This window comes from Rhodoplanes sp., from assembly GCF_013377085.1.
In the GTDB taxonomy this organism is placed as follows: domain Bacteria; phylum Pseudomonadota; class Alphaproteobacteria; order Rhizobiales; family Xanthobacteraceae; genus Rhodoplanes.
This window is the reverse complement of sequence record NZ_JACAAX010000001.1, coordinates 58,342-75,639: the sequence shown is the minus strand read 5'-3', so window position 1 is coordinate 75,639 and position 17,298 is coordinate 58,342. Positions and strand designations below refer to the sequence as shown.

Here is a 17,298-nt window from a genome sequence, read left to right as displayed (position 1 = left end):
TCAGCTCCGGCGAAAGACTGCGGTGCCGGCGGTGCGGACCGGCAGCTCGAATCCGGACAGCGTCTCGGAATGGCCGAGAAACAACCAGCCGCCGGGGCGGAGATGATCGCAGAGCCGGCGCAGCACCGCGAGCTGGGTAGGCTTGTCGAAATAGATGAGCACGTTGCGGCAGAAGACGACGTCCATGTCGCGGTCGATCGGATAGCTCTGGTCCATCAGGTTGAGACGGCCGAACCGGACCATGGCGCGCAGCTCCGGAACGATCCGCACCAGCCGCGAGGCGCGATCCTTGGCCTGCATGACGTAGCGGGCCCTCAGCTCGGCCGGCACCGGCGCGATCATCTCGGCCGGGAAGATGCCGCCCTGGGCGGTGCCGAGCACCTCCGTGCAGATGTCGGTCGCGTAGACGGCGCCGGCCAGCTCGGGCTGACGCCGACGCTGCTCGGCCAGCACCATGGCGATCGTGTAGGCCTCGGCGCCGGTCGAGGCCGCGGCGCTCCAGATCTTCACCGGCGCGTGCGAGCTGACCCGGCGCTCGGCGGCGATGCGCGGCAGCACCTCGTCGGCGAGGGTGCGGAAATGCTCCGGCTCGCGAAAGAATTCCGTCTTGTTGGTGGTGACGACGTCGATCAGGTGGATCTCTTCGGCGGCGAGCCCGTCGCGGGCGAACAGATAGTTGCAGTACTCGACGAGGCTCGCCATGCCGAGGGCACGGACGCGCTTGCGCAGCCGCCCCTCGACCATGGTCGCCTTGCTGGGCGGCACCTTGATGCCGCTGTAGTCCTGGATGAACGTCGCCAGCCGCTGGAAGTCGCGGGCGCCGAGCCGGTCATGGCTGTCGACCCAGGAGGACTCCGGCCGCGCAAGCGGCTCCTGCCGCTCGGCCGACGACGTCCTGGGTTGAGCCTCCGTCATGGCGTCCACCCCACCTCAGCTCGCCCGCTCGAATTGCGCGTCATGGGCGTCGGGGCCGCCCGACGAGAGGTCGAGCTTGTAGCCCGTCCGCGCCGGCGCCTTGCCCTGGCCATAGGCCGCGCGCACCTGCTCGACCAGCTTGTTGGCCCCGCCGGTGGCCGGCTTGGCGACCGGCCGCGCGCTGCGCTCGGCCATGGCTGCGGCCGACTTGGCGGAGGCCTGCGAGCCGGCCCGCGTCGGCGCCGGACGCCGCGCCGCGACGACTGCGGTGGCGCCGTCCTCGGTGCGGAAATAGGCGATGCTGCTCTGGAGCTGCTCGGCCTGCGCCGCCAGCTCCTCCGAGGTCGCCGACATCTCTTCCGAAGCGCTGGCGTTCTGCTGCGTCACCTTGTCGAGCTGCTGGATCGCCTGGTTGATCTGATCGGCGCCGATGTCCTGCTCACGGCAGGCCGCGCTGATCTCCGACACCAGCTCGGCCGTCTTCTGGATGTCGGGCACCAGGCGCGTCAGCATCTCGCCGGCCTCCTGCGCGACCTTCACGGTCTTCGACGACACCGTGCCGATCTCGGCCGCCGCCGTCTGGCTGCGCTCGGCGAGCTTGCGGACTTCCGAGGCGACAACGGCGAACCCCCTGCCGTGCTCGCCGGCCCGGGCCGCCTCGACGGCCGCGTTCAAGGCCAAGAGGTCGGTCTGCCGGGCGATCTCCTGCACGATGGTGATCTTCTCGGCGATGGTGCGCATCGCCTCGACGGCACGGCCCACCGCCTCGCCGCTCTTCTCCGCATCCGCCGCGGACTGCCGGGCGATCTTCTCGGTCTGCGAGGCGTTGTCGGCGTTCTGCTTGATGTTCGACGCCATCTCCTCCATCGACGAGGAGGCTTCCTCGGCGGACGCCGCCTGCTCGGTCGCGCCCTGCGACAGCTCCTCCGAGCTCGACGACAGCTCCTGGCTCCCCGCCGACACGTTGTCGGCAGCACCCAGCGCCTCCGACACGACCTGACGCAGCTTCTCCACCATGCGCTCGAGCGACATGCCGAGCGTATCCTTGTCGGAGAAGCGCGTAACCTTCACGGTGAGGTCGCCATTGGCGATGGTGTCGGCGACGCCCGCCGTGACGCGCAGGTTGGCCGTCATGCGATTGAGCGAGTCGACCAGATCCTTGATCTCGTCGTTGCTCTTGACCACGATCTGCTGGTCGAGATCGCCGATGGCGACCGCCTGGGCGAGCGCGCCGGCGCGGCCGAGACCGCGGCTGATGGCGAGGGCGATCCACACGGCGACGGCGACCGCGAATATCATGGCGAAAGCGACCAGGCCGAGCAGCAGCATCCGGGCGCTCTCGTATTGCTGCGCGGCGTCGCTCTTGGCCTCCTCGAGCAGACGTTGATTGACCTCCAGCACCGCCTTGAGGTTCTTCTGCACCTCGCCGACATGCTGGCGCGCCACCGAGCCGGAGAGCTCCCGGGCCTCCTCACGATCGCCGCGGCGCACCGCCTCGCGGATCTTGTCCTGCGTCACGACGAGTTGCTGCAATGCGGCCCGCGCCGCCGCCCACAGTGGCCGGCGCTGCGCCGCCGCGGTCTCCTCGCCCTTTTCGAGCCGCACGGCCAGCGACTGGCGCTCGCGGGTCATCTCGGTATCGAAGCGGTCGTACTCCTCCTTGCCGGCCGAGGTGATGAGGTTCTTCTCGGCCCGCACGACGGTCAGCAGGCTGTTGTTCAGCTCGAGCGAGAGCTGCAGGCGCTGGACCGGCCCGTCGACCAAGCGCCTGAGCGTGGTGTCGAGCGACGCGAGATTCGAGATGCCGAGCCAGGCCGTGACGGCGGACAGGACGATGATGGTCGCGAAGGCGAGCGCAAGCTTCAGCTTGATGGTGACACGCATCGGGGCATTCCTGGCAGGAGGCGTCAGGCCGCGACGGCGGCGGACGGGAGATGGTCGCCGCCCGCGGGCAGCGCGCGCTGCGCCGTGAGGACGGCCGGATCGGCAGTGAACAGGCGGACAATGTCGAGCACCGCGACGAAGCCGTCGCCGTGGCGCCCGACCCCGCGGATGTGATCGTGATTCCACGGCGTGCCGATGTCGGGCGGCGGCTCGAGGCTGCCGTCGTGGAGCGCCATAACCTCAAAGACGCGATCGGCCGTGAGGCCGAGCGCGAGGCGGCGGCCGGGCAGCGGCACGTCGAGCACGACGATGCGGGTGGTCTCGTCGGGCTCCACCCGCGGCAGATGGAGCCGGGTCCGCAAGTCGATCACCGCGACGGCGCGACCGCGGACATCGATGAGCCCGTCGAGATGCGCCGGTGCTTCCGGGATGCGGAACAGCGGCTGCATCGGGAGGATCTCGAGCACCATCGCGACCGGGACCGCGAACACCTCCCGGCCGATCCCGATGGTGACGTAAAAGGTCTCGCCGGCACTGCTCACTTGCGCCATGGCTCAGCTCGCCCGCTCGAATTGCGCGTCATGGGCGTCGGGGCCGCCCGACGAGAGGTCGAGCTTGTAGCCCGTCCGCGCCGGCGCCTTGCCCTGGCCATAGGCCGCGCGCACCTGCTCGACCAGCTTGTTGGCCCCGCCGGTGGCCGGCTTGGCGACCGGCCGCGCGCTGCGCTCGGCCATGGCTGCGGCCGACTTGGCGGAGGCCTGCGAGCCGGCCCGCGTCGGCGCCGGACGCCGCGCCGCGACGACTGCGGTGGCGCCGTCCTCGGTGCGGAAATAGGCGATGCTGCTCTGGAGCTGCTCGGCCTGCGCCGCCAGCTCCTCCGAGGTCGCCGACATCTCTTCCGAAGCGCTGGCGTTCTGCTGCGTCACCTTGTCGAGCTGCTGGATCGCCTGGTTGATCTGATCGGCGCCGATGTCCTGCTCACGGCAGGCCGCGCTGATCTCCGACACCAGCTCGGCCGTCTTCTGGATGTCGGGCACCAGGCGCGTCAGCATCTCGCCGGCCTCCTGCGCGACCTTCACGGTCTTCGACGACACCGTGCCGATCTCGGCCGCCGCCGTCTGGCTGCGCTCGGCGAGCTTGCGGACTTCCGAGGCGACAACGGCGAACCCCCTGCCGTGCTCGCCGGCCCGGGCCGCCTCGACGGCCGCGTTCAAGGCCAAGAGGTCGGTCTGCCGGGCGATCTCCTGCACGATGGTGATCTTCTCGGCGATGGTGCGCATCGCCTCGACGGCACGGCCCACCGCCTCGCCGCTCTTCTCCGCATCCGCCGCGGACTGCCGGGCGATCTTCTCGGTCTGCGAGGCGTTGTCGGCGTTCTGCTTGATGTTCGACGCCATCTCCTCCATCGACGAGGAGGCTTCCTCGGCGGACGCCGCCTGCTCGGTCGCGCCCTGCGACAGCTCCTCCGAGCTCGACGACAGCTCCTGGCTCCCCGCCGACACGTTGTCGGCAGCACCCAGCGCCTCCGACACGACCTGACGCAGCCGCAGCACCATGGTGTTGATGTGCTCGATCAGGTCGCCGATCTCGTCCTTCGAGGTCTTGTCGATGGTCTGGGTGAGGTCGCCTCCCGCCACCGCCTGGGCGAGCAGGCCGGCGCGGGCGAGGCTGCGGCTGATGCTGATCGACATCCACACCGCGATGGCGAGCGCGAAGGCGATCGAGCCCAGGACCATGCCGATCGTCAGGGTACGGGCGCTCTCGTACTGGCGCTCGGCGTCGTGCTTGGCCTCCTGCAGCCAATTGCGCAGGATGCCGGTGATCTGCTCGAGGCCCTTCTGCGCGTCGGCGGCGGACTGCCGCGCCGCGGTGGCGGAGAGGTCGCGCGCCTCGGCCGAGTCGCCGCGGCGGATCGCATCGCGCATCCTGTCGTGCACGGAGCCGAGCTGCTGGATCGAGGTGCGGATGCCGGCCCAGATCGGCTTGCCCACCGCCGTCGAGGCGGCTTCGTCGGCATCGACCTGCTTTAGGATCGTTTGGCGGAGGTCGAGCATCTCGGCCTCGTAGCGGGCGCTCGCATCCTTGTCGGTCGCCAGCACGAGGTTCTTCTCGGCACGCACCAACGTCATCACGTCGAGGCTGCGCTTCTGCGACGCCTCGAGGCGCTTCATCGGTCCGTCGACGAGCTGACCCAGCGTCGCGTCGAGCGCGGCGAGATTCGAGATGCCGAGCCAAGCCGTGGCAGCGGACAGAATGATGACGACCGCGAAGGCGAGGCCGAGCTTCAGCTTGATGGTGACACGCATCACAGTTCTCCAGGGCGGCCGGCGAGCGCCAGGGTCGCGGTCTTTCGGTGGGACGTGGTCGGGGGCGTCGCGCCGGGTTTGGACGGGTCGGCCGCCGGCTCGGCGGCGCCCGGCGCGAGAATGCGGGCGAGATCGGGAACGACAATGAAATCGTCGCCGCGCTTGGCGATGAAGCGAATGTAGTCCTGGCGCCAGCGGGTGCCGATGCGCGGCACCTCGGCGAGCACCGAGGCGTCGAGCGTCGTGACCTCGTGCACCTTGTCGGCCCTTATCCCGATCACGGTCGGCACCCGGTCGATGTCGATCTCGATCACCACGATGCGGGTGTCGATGGTGTCGGGCGCCTGCTCCATGCCGAACTTGAGTCGGAGGTCGGCGAGCGGCACGACCTTGCCGCGGACATTGACGAGTCCGTTGACGAAGGGCTCGCTGCCGGGCACCTCGGTGACCGGGACGAGATCGAGGATCTCGCGGACCTGGGTGGCTTCCAGCGCGAAGGTCTGGCCCTGCAGGTCCATGGTCAGCACCTCGAGGGGCCGGCCGCCGTTCGATTCGCTCCCGTTCGGGTCCGTGCCGCGCGATGCGGTGCCGATCGGTGCAGTGGCGTTCGATACGCTCATCGGTAACTCCTCTCGCGGCTCAGCCGGCGGCCTTCAGGCGCTCTTCGGCGGCCTGCCCGTCGGCGACGAGCTGCGGGACGTCGAGGATCAAGGCGACGCTGCCGTCGCCCAGGATGGTGGCTCCGGAGAACACCCCGATGTCGGCATGCAGCCGCGACAGCGACTTGATGACCGTCTGGTGGTCGCCGATCACCTGGTCGACGACGAGGCCGACGCGCATCCCGTTCGCCGACACAATGACGACCTTCTGGTAGGGATCGGCCGGCACCTGCGAGGCGAACTGCTCGCGCAGCCGGATATAGGGCACCAGGTCGCCGCGGATGTTGAGGAAGCAGCGGCCCCTGGAGCGGAGATCCTCGGTCGGCGTCAGCTCGACGCACTCCTCGACGGCGCCGAGCGGAATGACGTAGCGGCCCTTGCCGACCCGCACCAGAAGTCCGTCGATGATGGCGAGGGTGAGCGGCAGCCGCAGCGTCACCTCGGAGCCGTGACCCGCCGTGCTGCGCACGTCGATCGAGCCGCGCAGCTCGTCGATGGTGCGCTTGACCACGTCCATGCCGACGCCGCGGCCGGACAGGTTGGTCACCTCGCGGGCGGTCGAGAAGCCGGGGGCGAGGATGACCTTGAAGAGTTCCTCGTCGGCGAGCTTGGCGCCGGCGGCGACGAGGCCCTGCTCCTCGGCGCGCGCCTGGATCCTCGCACGGTCGAGGCCGCGGCCGTCGTCGCCGACCGTGATCAGCACGGCGGCGCCGGCATGGCGCGCGCTGAGCGTGATCCGGCCCGTCGCCGGCTTGCCGGCGGCGGCGCGGCCCGCGGGCGGCTCCAGCCCGTGGTCGCCGGCATTGCGAATCAGATGGACGAGCGGATCGGCGAGCCGCTCGATCACGGTCTTGTCGAGTTCGGTCTCCTCGCCCGAGGTGATCAGCTCGATGTCCTTGCCGAGGTCGCGCGAGAGGTCGTGCACCAGCCGGCGGAAGCGCCCGAACAGCGATCCGATCGGCATCATGCGGACTCCCATGGTGGTGTCCTGCAGCTCGCGGGCGAGCCGCTCGATCTCCTCGGTCACCGACTTCACCTGGGGATCCAGGGAGGCAGTGGCGATCTGCTTGAGCCGCGACTGAGCGATGACCAGTTCGCCGACCCGGTCCATCAGCTCGTCGAGACGCTCGGCCGGCACCCGGATGCTGCCGCCCGTCCGGGCCGCCGTGGCGCCCGGCGCCGAGGGGCTCGGGGCGGGAGCCGGCGACGCCCCGGAGGGCGTAGCGGCCGGAGACGGGACGGACGCAGCCGGCTTCGTCGCCTCGACCGGCGTGGCCGCGGCGGCAGCTTGCGTCGTCGGCGACGCGGCGGCGTCGAGGCGCTCGATGCTCAGCTCCATGTCGTCGAGGAGGAACATGAACACCTCCTCGATGGCATCGCGCGGCTTCTCCGTCGTGAGATGCACCTCCCAGCCGATATGGCAGTCGAGCGGATCGAGCTCGTCGATCGCCGGCACCTGGTCGGTCTGCGCCACCACGACGGCCCCGCCGAGGGCGTGCAGATCCTCGATCAACAGCAGCGGATTGCTGCCGGTCGCCATGGTGCCCTTGGGCAATCGGAATTTTACCCGCCAGGTCGCCTCGCCGGACTGCCCGGCGGCGTCCGTCGCGAGCGCCGGCGCAGACGGCGCGTCGGGTGCGACGCCGGGCGACATGGCTGCGTCGAGCACGATGCGGAGGCTCGCCAGGATCGCCTCGCCGGCCGCGTCGTCGGCCTCGGCGGGGGCCTCGATCAGCCGGCGCATCTGGTCCTTGGCCTTCAGCGTCAGGGCGATCAGCTCGGCATTGGCACTCACCCGGCCCTTGCGGACCAGGTCGAACGCCGTCTCGACGTGATGCGTGAAGGCGGCGAGCCGGTCGAAGCCGAACATCGCGCCCGAACCCTTGATGGTGTGCAGCGCCCGGAAGGCGCCGTCGATCAGGTCGGCGTCGGCGGGCCGGTGCTCGAGATCGAGCAGCGCGTGCTCGAGCTGCTCGAGCAGCTCCTGGGCTTCCTGCCGGAACGTGTCTGTGGCGTCGATCGTGATCATGCTCCGAGCACCTTGCGAACCACCGCGACGAGCTGATCCTGCTGGAACGGCTTGGTGATCCAGCCTGTCGCGCCCGCGTCCTTGGCTTCCTTCTTCATCGCCGCGTCGGATTCGGTGGTGAGGAACAGGATCGGCACGCCCCGATAGGCCGGCAGCTTGCGCAGCTCGCGGATCAGCGCGAGCCCGTTCATCACCGGCATGTTGAGGTCGGTGACGACCATGTCGACCGCGCTCGCCTGGGCCTTGGAGAGCCCGTCGGCGCCGTCGTTCGCCTGCAGCACCCGGTAACCGGCGCCCTGCAGCGTCAGTTGCACCATCTGGCGGACACTGGCGGAGTCGTCGACGTTGAGGATGGTCTTGCTCATTGATCACCCGATGCTTGCAGCCAGAAGGTCGCGCCGCCGAGGGAATCGGCGGCGTCGCGGGAGAGGAACCCGGCCCGGTCGAGAGTGACGTAGAGTGGCCCGCGAACGGGGCCGGCGAGGATCAGCGACTTGCCGGCCGCGAGCGCGCCGCGGCGCGCCGCGAGAACGAGCTGAACGAGGCTGAGATCGAACTCTTCGAGGCCGTCCAGCCCGATGCGAACCGCAGCGTGGTCGGCTATGGCGGCTTTCAGCCGATCATGCGCGACCCCTATGGTGCGGACCGTCTGCAGGCCGTCGAGATCGACGAATCCGATCTCCTGGTTGGTATTGTCCACGGAACACACCTATTGGATGCCGATGCGGGTTCCGACATATCGCTTTGCCGGAACTCGCTTTTCACGAGCACCGACCTACACCCCTTGGTTTTAAGCCAGCCTTAACAGGTGATAGCCCTCGTAAATAACACTTACTACTAAAGAAACGCGAAACATCGTTTAAACTTTGTCTCGATCCGGCCGCGACCCGTTAGCGCGCTCGCTGTCGCGGACCTGTCACGATGCACGAAACGGCCAATGGCGGGTGAGGCTTCGACGCGACGGCGTCGCGGCCGGAGTCGTAAATGCGGGGCGCGTGAAAAGGGTCGAAACGAACCGCCGGCGGCGTCAGGACACGCGGGCGGCCTCGGCCCGCATGTCCGCCATGCGTGTTGATACGGACGAGAAAACAAATTTCTCACGGCAGTCGGACCTCGCCGGCGAAACCGCCGCAACGCCGGGCACGATCGTGATCACGACGCCGGCTGTACGCGCTGCGGCAATCCCTTCCGTCGTCCAACCGGGCACCCCCGACGGACCGCACGTCAGCCGCACCACCCGCTTGCTCTCGCGCGCGAACCTGATCATCAGATCGCCGACCGCGTCCAGCCGAGGCGCCACGCGACGATCGGCGGCGCCGATCGGCAGCATGCGCGCCTCGCGGCGGGCGAAGGCGAGCACCTCGGAGGAAACGCCGGCATCGTGGAGCACGACGTCGGCGCTGCGCAGCGCCCGCACGGCCGCCAGCGTCAAGAGCTCCGGATCGCCCGGCCCGGCGTCGACGACCGTGATGCCGCCCGGCCCGGCGCCGCCGGCGAGCAGATCGTCGAGATCGCGCCGCGACGGTTCGCCCGCATGCGCCGCGAAGGCGCGGTCGGCGAGACGCAGCCAGAAGGCGCGACGCGCCGGCATGGCGGGCAGACGCTCCGCCACCTCGGCCCGCCAGGACTTCGCCGCCGCGAGCCAGCGCGCCAGGCCGGTCGGGATCAGCGCCTCGATCCTGGACCGCAAGGTCTGCGCCAGCACGGGTGCGGCGCCGTCGGTCGAGATGCCGATCACCAGCGGCGAGCGGTTGACGATGGCGCCGAACTGCACGTCGCACAGCTCGGATCGGTCGACCGCATTGACCATGGCTCCACATTTTCGCGCAACGCCGACGGCACGCCGGGCGTCCGCGGCATCGTCCAGCGCGACGATCACGATCCGGGCGTCATGAACGTCGTCCTCGCTCCAGGCGCGCGCATGCAGGGCGACACGGCCGTCCGGCACCGCGCCGGGCGCCGCGCGCATCTCGTCGCAAAACTCCGTCGCGATGACGTCGACCCGAGCCCCGGCCGAGGCGAGCAGACGCGCCTTCCAGGCGGCGCCGGCGCTGCCGCCGAGCACCACGGCGCGCTCCCCGCGCAGCCGCACGAAGACGGGCAGCACGGCGAGCGGCGCCAGCCCGGCGGCGCGGGTGTCGATCGAACGATGCTCAGGCCGCGACACGGGGCGCCTCCGCGAGCAGGCGTTTCAGCTCCGGGATGCAGGAGCCGCAATTGGTGCCGGCCTTCACGGCGACGCCGATCGCCGTGGTATCGCCGGCGCCGGCCGCGACCGCCGCCTCGATCGTGCCGCGTGCGACCCCGAAGCAGGCGCACACCATCGGGCCGCAGTCGGCTGCACCGTCCGGCGCGCGTCCGGAGAGCACCGAGAGGCGCGTCGCCGGGGAAAGCTCGTCGATCGCCAGCAGCGGCGCCAGCGCATCCCACCGCGGCGCGCCGTGGGACGCGGCCGGCCCGACGAACAAAGCCCCGGCAAGGCTTCCGCCCTCGAAGGCGGCGGTGCGGAAGACCTCGCGGGCGGGGTCGTGCAGCTCGGCCCGGTCGGCATCGCCGAGCAGCGCATCGACCCAGCCGCGCACGGCGTCGAGCGGCGCATCGGTCGCCAGCGCATACGCATAGCCGCCGGCGACGGCGATCCGCGACCACCAGATGCCGTCCGGCAGCGCCCGCGGCGTGCGCAGCAGCGCCACGCCGGCGAGCCGCATGCCGACGGCCGCGAGCGTCGCCGGCGTCGCCTTTGCCTCGGGCTGTCCGGAATGAGGATCGGTGGCGCCATTCACCAGCGCGCCGACGCGGCCGTGCGACGAGGTTTCCGCCGTCCAGTGGATCGGCGCAAAAATCTCGCCCTCGCGCACGGCGTTGCTCATGGTGACGCGCAGCACCGCGCTGCCATGCGAAGTCTCGACGCGGGCGAGCCCGCCGTCGGTCAGGCCGAAGCGCAGCATGTCCGCAGGATGCACCTCGACGAAGGGCATCGGCCGGTGCGCCCCGAGACGGGCCGACAGGCCGGTCCGCGTCATCGTATGCCACTGGTCGCGCACCCGCCCGGTGTTGAGCCACAGCGGAAACCGCTCCGACGTCGCGCCGGCGAGCGCCGGCACGGCCGGCGGCACGAAGCGGGCGCGGCGATCCGCCGTGACGAAGCCGCCGTCGCCGAACAGCCGCGCTGTCCCGGCCGGCCGGCCGGCCGGCGCCGGCCACTGCACGGGCGCGAGCGCGTCATAGGCATCGTCGCCGAGATCCGCGAGCGCGGAGATGTCGAAAGCACGGCTGCCATCGTTCTCGAAGCCGGAGAGCGCCGCATGCTCGCGGAACACGCCGGCGGGCCCCATCCACGCGAACGCCTCGCCGTGCCCGAGCTTTTGGGCGACCTGCGCGACCATCCACCAGTCCGGCCGCGCCTCGCCGGGCAACGGCAGAACGGCGCGCTGGCGCGAGATGCGCCGCTCCGAATTGGTGACGGTGCCGTCCTTCTCGCCCCACGCCGCCGCCGGCAGGCGGATATGGCGGCGCGCCTGCGCGCCGCCTGCAAGCGTGTCGTTCGAGGCGACGTTCTCGGAGACGACCAGTAGATCGAGCTTGCCGAGGGCGTCCCGCACCGTATCGGCGCGCGGCAGCGACACGGCCGGGTTGGTTCCCATCACCCACAGCGCCTTGATGCGCCTACCGGCGACCGCATCGAACAGGTCGACGGCCTTGAGGCCTTCGCGGGTGACGACGGCCGGCGCATCCCAGAAGCGGCCGACACGATCGATCTCGGCGGTCGAGAAGCCCATATGGGCGGCGAGCATGTTGGCGAGGCCACCGACCTCGCGGCCGCCCATGGCGTTGGGCTGGCCCGTGAAGGAGAGCGGCCCCATGCCGGGCTTGCCGATGCGGCCGGTGGCGAGATGGCAGGCGATGATTCCGGTCACCTTGTCGGTGCCCTGCGCCGACTGGTTGACGCCCTGCGAGTAGACGGTGACGACGCGCGCGGTGTCGCGCCACGCCGTGACGAAGGCTACGATCTCGGCTTCGGAGAGGCCCGTGCGTGCCGCCGTCGCCGCCACGCCCGGTGCGATGTTTCGCGCCTGCGCCAGCGTCGCCTCGAGGCCCGTCGTGTGCGCCGCCACGAACGCCTCGTCGAGCGCGCCCGTGTCGGCGAGATGGGTGAGCAGAAAACCGAACAGCACCGTGTCCATGCCGGGCGCGACGGCGAGGTGAAGGTCGGCCTCCTCGGCCGTGGCGGTGCGGCGCGGATCGACGACGATCACGCGGGTGCCGCGCGCCGTGCGGGCGGCGGCGATCCGCTGGAACAGCACCGGGTGGCACCACGCCGCATTGGAGCCGACGAGCACGACCAGATCGGCCTCGTCGAGATCCTCGTAGCAGCCCGGCACCACATCGGCCCCGAAGGCGCGGCGATGGCCGGCGACCGAGGAGGCCATGCACAGGCGCGAGTTGGTGTCGACATGCGGCGTCCCCAAAAACCCCTTGGCGAGCTTGTTGGCGACGTAATAGTCCTCGGTGAGGAGCTGGCCCGACAGATAGAAGGCGACCGCCTCCGGCCCATGCGTCGTGATCACATCACGCAGGCCGGCCGCGACGGCATCGAGCGCCGTGTTCCAGTCGGTTCGCACGCCGTCGACCTGCGGATGCAGCAACCGCATGTCGTGACCGAGCGTCTCGCCGAGCGCCGCGCCCTTCGAGCACAGCCGGCCGAAGTTCGAGGGATGCGCCGGGTCGCCCGCGACCGCCACGGTGCCGTCGCGCCCGCGCGTCGCGACAAGGCCGCAGCCGACCCCGCAATACGGGCAGGTGGTGCGGACCGGCGTGGTTTCGACGGGCACTCGTCTCTCCTCAATACACGTCGGCCTGATAACGACCGGCCTTCTTGAGCGCGGCCACATAGGCGATCGCCGCATCGGCCGGCTTGCCGCCGTGTCGTTCCACGATCTCGACCAGCGCGCGCTCGACATCCCTGGCCATGCGCTTGGCGTCGCCGCACACGGCGACCTGGGCGCCCTGCTCCAGCCAGGAAAACAGCTCGACACCGAGCTCGCGCATGCGGTCCTGCACGTAGAACTTTTCGGTGCCGTCGCGCGACCAGGCGAGCGACAGACGCGTCAGCACGCCGGCGCTCTTCAGCGCGTTCAGCTCGGTCTCGTAGAAGAAATCGCTGTCGCGCCGCTGGTGGCCGAAGAACAGCCAGTTCTTGCCCGATGCGCCAGTGGCGGCGCGCTCCTGCAGGAAGGCGCGGAACGGCGCGATGCCGGTGCCGGGGCCGATCATGATCAGGGGCGTCGCCGGGTCTTTCGGCACGCCGAAGCCGTGCGCCTTCTGCACATAGACGGGAACGCGCGCGCCCTCGGGCAGCCGCTCGCCAAGAAACGTCGAGGCGACGCCGAAGCGGCCGCGGCGGTTGACGGCGTAACGCACCGCATCGACCGTGAGCGACACCCGGCCGGGATTGGCGCGCGGCGACGACGAGATCGAGTAGAGCCGCGGCTGCAGCGGATCGAGCGCCTCGCAAAAAGCCTCGGCCGAGGGTCGCACGCCGAACTTGTGGAGCGCGCCGAGCACATCGAGCCCCGCGGCGTCGCCGTCCGGGTCCTCGCCGGCCGCGAGCGCCCGCGCTTTTTGGCGCAACGCGCCGCCCGTCACATAGGAGAAGAGCTGAAAGAGCGCGTCCGGCGCCGCCCCGAGCGAGACGTCGCGCAGCAGCACGTCGTGCAGCGGCTTGCCGTTGACCAGACCCTCGGGCCGGGCGCCGAGATGGGCGATCACGGCGTCGACCAGGCCGGGTGCGTTGAGCGGAAACACGCCGAGGCTGTCGCCCACCGCGTAGCTGACGCCGCTGTCGGAGAGGTCGAGCTCGATGTGGAACGTCTCCTTCTCGGAGCCCACCCTGTTGAGCTTTTGGCGCGCCACGAACACCGCGTCGACGGGCGCTTCGCGGGCGTATCCACGGACGGCCGCGGGCGTCTCGGCAGCCCCCTCCACGGCGGCCGGCACCACGGACGGCGCCGCCGGCGCATCGGCGCCGCTCAGCTCGACCGCCAGCGCCTTCACGGCCCTAAAAGTCTCCTTGCCGCCGGGGGCGCAGAGATTCAGCCGCTCCTCGGCGCGGGTCGTCAGCGCGTTGGCATAGGCCGCGCAGGTGTAGCCGCACTGGCCGCAGTCCTGCTGCGCCATCGCGGCCATGAGCCGGGGCGCCAGGGGGCGTTCCGCGGCGAGAGTCTGCCGCTCGACGAGCGGCATCGCCGGATCGTGCCACGGCGCGTCGTCGTTGTCGGCAAGCACAGGCCCGGACGGCGTGGCGCCTGACGGCGCATCGACCGGCACCGGGGCCGTGCCGGCGCTCGCCAGCGCAGCAAAGAAGCCGCCCAGCCAGGCGCGCTGCTCGGGCGTGAAGGGCGCCGTCTCGGGCAACGTGAAGATCGGTGGCGGCGACACGGGCGCGTTCATTCGGCGGCCTCCAGGGCGGCACCGGCCGGCGCACAGGCTTTCAGATGGTCGACGCCGACCCGCAGCGTGAACGCCTGAAAGCATTCCTCCGGCCCGCTGCGCTCCGCGAGATATGCGCGCAGCAGCGCTTCGACATGCACGGCGGCGCTGTCGGCCGGCACGGCCCGCCACAGCTCGCGACCGATGGCGGCATTCTCGGCAAATCCGCCGCCGACCACGATGTCGTAGCCCTCGACCGTGTCGCCGTCGCTGCCGACCGGCACCTTCACGCCGATCAGGCCGATATCGCCGATGTAATGCTGCGCGCAGGAGTTCGGACAGCCGGTGAGATGGATGTTGACCGGCACATCGAGCGCCAGTCGCGCCTCGACGTGGGCAGCGATGTCGAGCGCGCTCTCCTTGGTGTGCGCATTGGCGAACTTGCAGCCGGTCATGCCCGTGCAGGCGACGAGCCCGGCGCGGATCGAACTCGACTCCGCCGACAGGCCCAACCCGGTGAGCCGCGCCGTCACGTCAGGCACCCGCTCCGTCGCGATGCCGGAGACGAGCAGGTTCTGCCAGACGGTGAGGCGGATGTCGCCGTCGCCGAGCTCGCGCGCGATCGCGGCGATGCCACGCATCTGCTCGGTCGTGAGACGCCCGACCGGCACGACGACGCCGGCATAGACGCGACCCACCTGTACCTGCGGATGAAAGCCGAGATGCGCGGCCCGGTCGGTTTTTGGGCGCAGCGCCACATGCGCGGCGTCGACGCGGTCGAGCTTGCGGCCCAAGACCTCCTCGACCTTGGTCACGAACGCGTCGAAGCCGAGCCGATCGAGCACGTATTTGAGCCGCGCCTTCGCGCGATTCGTGCGGTCGCCCTCGGCGCTAAAGACGCGGACAATGGCGTCGGCGACCGCCACGCAGTCGGCCGGGCGCACCACCACGCCGGTGTCGCGTGCCAGATCACGGTGGCCCGATATGCCGCCGAGCACGAGCCGCATCCAGGCGCCAGCCTCGACGGCTGCGCCCCCCAGCACCTCGACGGCTTGGAAGCCGATGTCGTTGGTCTCCTCCAGCGCCGGGATGATGCCGCCGCCATCGAACGACACGTTGAATTTCCGCGGCAGCCCGATCAGCGATCGGTCGTTGAGGATGTGGAAGTGCCACCCGCGCGCCAGCGGACGCGTGTCGATCAGCTCCTGCCGGTCGATACCGGCGGTGGGCGAGCCGGTGACGTTACGGATGTTGTCGGCCCCGGCCCCGCGCGCCGTGAGGCCGAGATCGGTAAGGCCCTCCAGGAACGGCGCGGCGCTTTCGGGCGCGATCTCGCGGATCTGCAGGTTCGCCCGCGTCGTCACATGGGCGTAGCCGCCACCAAAGCGGTCGGCGAGATCGGCGACGCCGGCGAGCTGCCAGTGATTCAGAATCCCGTTGGGGATGCGCAGCCGCGCCATGAACGAGTCTTGGGCCGGCGCCACCCAGAACAGGCCGTGAGTGCGCCAGCGGAAATTGTCGGGCGGCGGCGGCGCCTTGCCGGTGTCCGCTTCGCGCTTCATGCGGCCATAGGCGTCGAGCGGATGCTCGGCCCGCTTCCACTTCTCCTGGTCGGCGAGCTTTTTGCCGGTAGCCAGCACCCTGTCCTGCGCGGCGATGTGGATGGCGTCCGGACCGGTCGGCGGTGCGGGCGGCGCGCTGGCTCCGGCCGCGCCGCCGACCGACCTCATCACGGCCACGCCGGCCGCCATGCCTTCGAGATAGCGCTTCTGCTCGGCGTCGAAGTCGGACATTTCTCCGGACCTCACGCGGCCTGCGCGACCGGCGCCGCCGGCTGGTCGGCCGCCAGAGCATCGCCGGGGCCGAACACCAGCTCGTCGCGCATCGCGCTCACGTCGGCGCTCGACGCGATCAGCTCGTGATAGAAGCCCGCGTGGCGCGTCTCGCCGACCAGAATGGCGGCCGCGAGCTTTTGGCCGCGCACCACCAGCCGCGCGTATCGGCCGGCGGAATAATCCGACATCGTGATCACGTCGTCACCCGCCGCAGTCGCCACATCACCGGCGGAGAACACCGGCACGCCGGAGACTTTCAGCCGGGTCGTGAGCAGCGTGCCGCCATAACGTGCGTCCTCTCCTGCCATCCGCCGTGCCAACATCTCGGCCTGGGCGTAGCCGGGCTCGACCAGCCCATAGACGGTGCCGCGATGGGCGACGCACTCGCCGATGCCGTAAATTCCTCGGACCGACGTAGCCAACACATCGTCGACCACGATGCCGCGATCGACGGCGAGACCGGCGGCCTGCGCCAGCGAGGTCGCCGGCCGCACCCCGACCGCGACGACAACCAGCGACGCCGGCAGCACGCGCCCGTCCGCGAGCCGCACCGCCTCGGCGCGTTCCTCTCCGTCGATCGCGGCAGTCTGAGCGCCGAGCACGATCTCGATGCCGCGCGCCCGCATCGCCGCCTCGACCAGCCGGGCGGCGCCGTCGTCGAGCTGGCGTTCCATCACGCGCGAGGCGAGATGGACGAGCGTCACCGGCACGCCGAGGCGGGCGAGCCCATAGGCGGCCTCGAGCCCGAGCAGCCCGCCGCCGATCACCACGGCGCGACCGCCGGCCCCTGCGGCGGCGCGCATGCGCGAAACGTCGGCGAGATCCCGGAACGTGATGACGCCGGGCAGATCCATGCCGGGCACCGGCAGCCGGATCGGCTCCGAGCCGGTCGCCAGCACCAGGCGATCGAACGGCACGACGCCGTGATTGTCGATCCGCAGCTCGCGCTCGGCGGAGTCGATCGCGCTCGCCCGCGCGCCGGTGATCAACCGCACGCGGTTGGCCAGATACCAGCGGCGATCGCGCAAGCGGCAGTCGTCCTCGCTCGCCTCGCCGGCGACCAGCGCCGAGAGCAGCACCCGGTTGTAGGCCGGCACCGGCTCGGCGCCGACCACCGTGACGTCGAACCGCTCGGGCGCCCGCCGCGTCACCTCCTCGACGAAGCGCAAGCCCACCATGCCGTTGCCGACGACGACGAGGCGCTCACGCATGGCGGACTCCGGGGCGGACCCGGCATGCCG

Annotated in this window: 13 protein-coding genes; all 13 read right to left on the bottom strand. The window is 70.6% G+C overall.

The window, feature by feature from the left end:
• The 13 genes from HXX10_RS00275 to HXX10_RS00215 all read right to left on the bottom strand — a co-directional run bounded on the left by HXX10_RS00275 (position 1) and on the right by HXX10_RS00215 (position 17,268).
• Positions 1 to 915, bottom strand: a complete 915-nt coding sequence (locus HXX10_RS00275) for a protein-glutamate O-methyltransferase CheR (RefSeq protein ID WP_296519337.1) — start codon at positions 913 to 915, stop codon at positions 1 to 3.
• A gap of 15 nt (positions 916 to 930) precedes the next feature.
• Complete coding sequence (locus HXX10_RS00270; protein ID WP_296519336.1) at positions 931 to 2,799, bottom strand: methyl-accepting chemotaxis protein; 1,869 nt, start codon at positions 2,797 to 2,799, stop codon at positions 931 to 933.
• A 23-nt stretch (positions 2,800 to 2,822) separates the two neighbouring features.
• The gene (locus HXX10_RS00265) at positions 2,823 to 3,350 is read right to left on the bottom strand and encodes a chemotaxis protein CheW (RefSeq protein WP_296519335.1); all 528 of its coding nucleotides are present in this window, start codon (positions 3,348 to 3,350) and stop codon (positions 2,823 to 2,825) included.
• A gap of 3 nt (positions 3,351 to 3,353) precedes the next feature.
• Positions 3,354 to 5,105, bottom strand: a complete 1,752-nt coding sequence (locus tag HXX10_RS00260; protein ID WP_296519334.1) for a methyl-accepting chemotaxis protein — start codon at positions 5,103 to 5,105, stop codon at positions 3,354 to 3,356.
• On the bottom strand, positions 5,105 to 5,623 hold the full coding sequence (locus tag HXX10_RS00255; RefSeq protein ID WP_296519678.1) for a chemotaxis protein CheW: 519 nt from the start codon (positions 5,621 to 5,623) through the stop codon (positions 5,105 to 5,107). Before HXX10_RS00255 ends, HXX10_RS00260 begins: the two co-directional genes overlap by 1 nt.
• 121 nt (positions 5,624 to 5,744) lie before the next feature.
• Complete coding sequence (locus HXX10_RS00250; protein ID WP_296519333.1) at positions 5,745 to 7,793, bottom strand: chemotaxis protein CheA; 2,049 nt, start codon at positions 7,791 to 7,793, stop codon at positions 5,745 to 5,747.
• A complete protein-coding gene (locus tag HXX10_RS00245) occupies positions 7,790 to 8,158 on the bottom strand; it encodes a response regulator (protein WP_296519332.1) in 369 nt (122 codons plus the stop codon). The genes HXX10_RS00250 and HXX10_RS00245 overlap by 4 nt, the downstream gene beginning before the upstream one ends.
• Positions 8,155 to 8,493, bottom strand: coding sequence for an STAS domain-containing protein (locus HXX10_RS00240; RefSeq protein ID WP_296519331.1), 339 nt, complete (start codon positions 8,491 to 8,493; stop codon positions 8,155 to 8,157). Before HXX10_RS00240 ends, HXX10_RS00245 begins: the two co-directional genes overlap by 4 nt.
• A gap of 327 nt (positions 8,494 to 8,820) precedes the next feature.
• Positions 8,821 to 9,960 (bottom strand): NAD(P)-dependent oxidoreductase, encoded by a 1,140-nt coding sequence (locus HXX10_RS00235; RefSeq protein WP_296519330.1) that lies wholly within the window; start codon positions 9,958 to 9,960, stop codon positions 8,821 to 8,823.
• Positions 9,947 to 12,625, bottom strand: coding sequence for a nitrate reductase (locus HXX10_RS00230; RefSeq protein ID WP_296519329.1), 2,679 nt, complete (start codon positions 12,623 to 12,625; stop codon positions 9,947 to 9,949). Before HXX10_RS00230 ends, HXX10_RS00235 begins: the two co-directional genes overlap by 14 nt.
• 10 nt (positions 12,626 to 12,635) lie before the next feature.
• Positions 12,636 to 14,243 (bottom strand): sulfite reductase subunit alpha, encoded by a 1,608-nt coding sequence (locus HXX10_RS00225; RefSeq protein ID WP_296519328.1) that lies wholly within the window; start codon positions 14,241 to 14,243, stop codon positions 12,636 to 12,638.
• Complete coding sequence (locus tag HXX10_RS00220) at positions 14,240 to 16,015, bottom strand: NirA family protein (protein ID WP_296519327.1); 1,776 nt, start codon at positions 16,013 to 16,015, stop codon at positions 14,240 to 14,242. The genes HXX10_RS00225 and HXX10_RS00220 overlap by 4 nt, the downstream gene beginning before the upstream one ends.
• 11 nt (positions 16,016 to 16,026) lie before the next feature.
• Positions 16,027 to 17,268, bottom strand: a complete 1,242-nt coding sequence (locus tag HXX10_RS00215) for an FAD-dependent oxidoreductase (protein ID WP_296519326.1) — start codon at positions 17,266 to 17,268, stop codon at positions 16,027 to 16,029.
• Between the last annotated feature and the right edge of the window lie 30 nt (positions 17,269 to 17,298).

Bases quoted from the DNA above. Each gene is read 5' to 3' on its own strand.
- HXX10_RS00225 (WP_296519328.1), bottom strand. From the start codon at position 14,243: ATGAACGCGCCCGTGTCGCCGCCACCGATCTTCACGTTGCCCGAGACG.
- HXX10_RS00245 (WP_296519332.1), bottom strand. From the start codon at position 8,158: ATGAGCAAGACCATCCTCAACGTCGACGACTCCGCCAGTGTCCGCCAG.
- HXX10_RS00270 (WP_296519336.1), bottom strand. From the start codon at position 2,799: ATGCGTGTCACCATCAAGCTGAAGCTTGCGCTCGCCTTCGCGACCATC.
- HXX10_RS00220 (WP_296519327.1), bottom strand. From the start codon at position 16,015: ATGTCCGACTTCGACGCCGAGCAGAAGCGCTATCTCGAAGGCATGGCG.
- HXX10_RS00260 (WP_296519334.1), bottom strand. From the start codon at position 5,105: ATGCGTGTCACCATCAAGCTGAAGCTCGGCCTCGCCTTCGCGGTCGTC.
- HXX10_RS00215 (WP_296519326.1), bottom strand. From the start codon at position 17,268: ATGCGTGAGCGCCTCGTCGTCGTCGGCAACGGCATGGTGGGCTTGCGC.
- HXX10_RS00265 (WP_296519335.1), bottom strand. From the start codon at position 3,350: ATGGCGCAAGTGAGCAGTGCCGGCGAGACCTTTTACGTCACCATCGGG.
- HXX10_RS00250 (WP_296519333.1), bottom strand. From the start codon at position 7,793: ATGATCACGATCGACGCCACAGACACGTTCCGGCAGGAAGCCCAGGAG.
- HXX10_RS00275 (WP_296519337.1), bottom strand. From the start codon at position 915: ATGACGGAGGCTCAACCCAGGACGTCGTCGGCCGAGCGGCAGGAGCCG.
- HXX10_RS00255 (WP_296519678.1), bottom strand. From the start codon at position 5,623: ATGGACCTGCAGGGCCAGACCTTCGCGCTGGAAGCCACCCAGGTCCGC.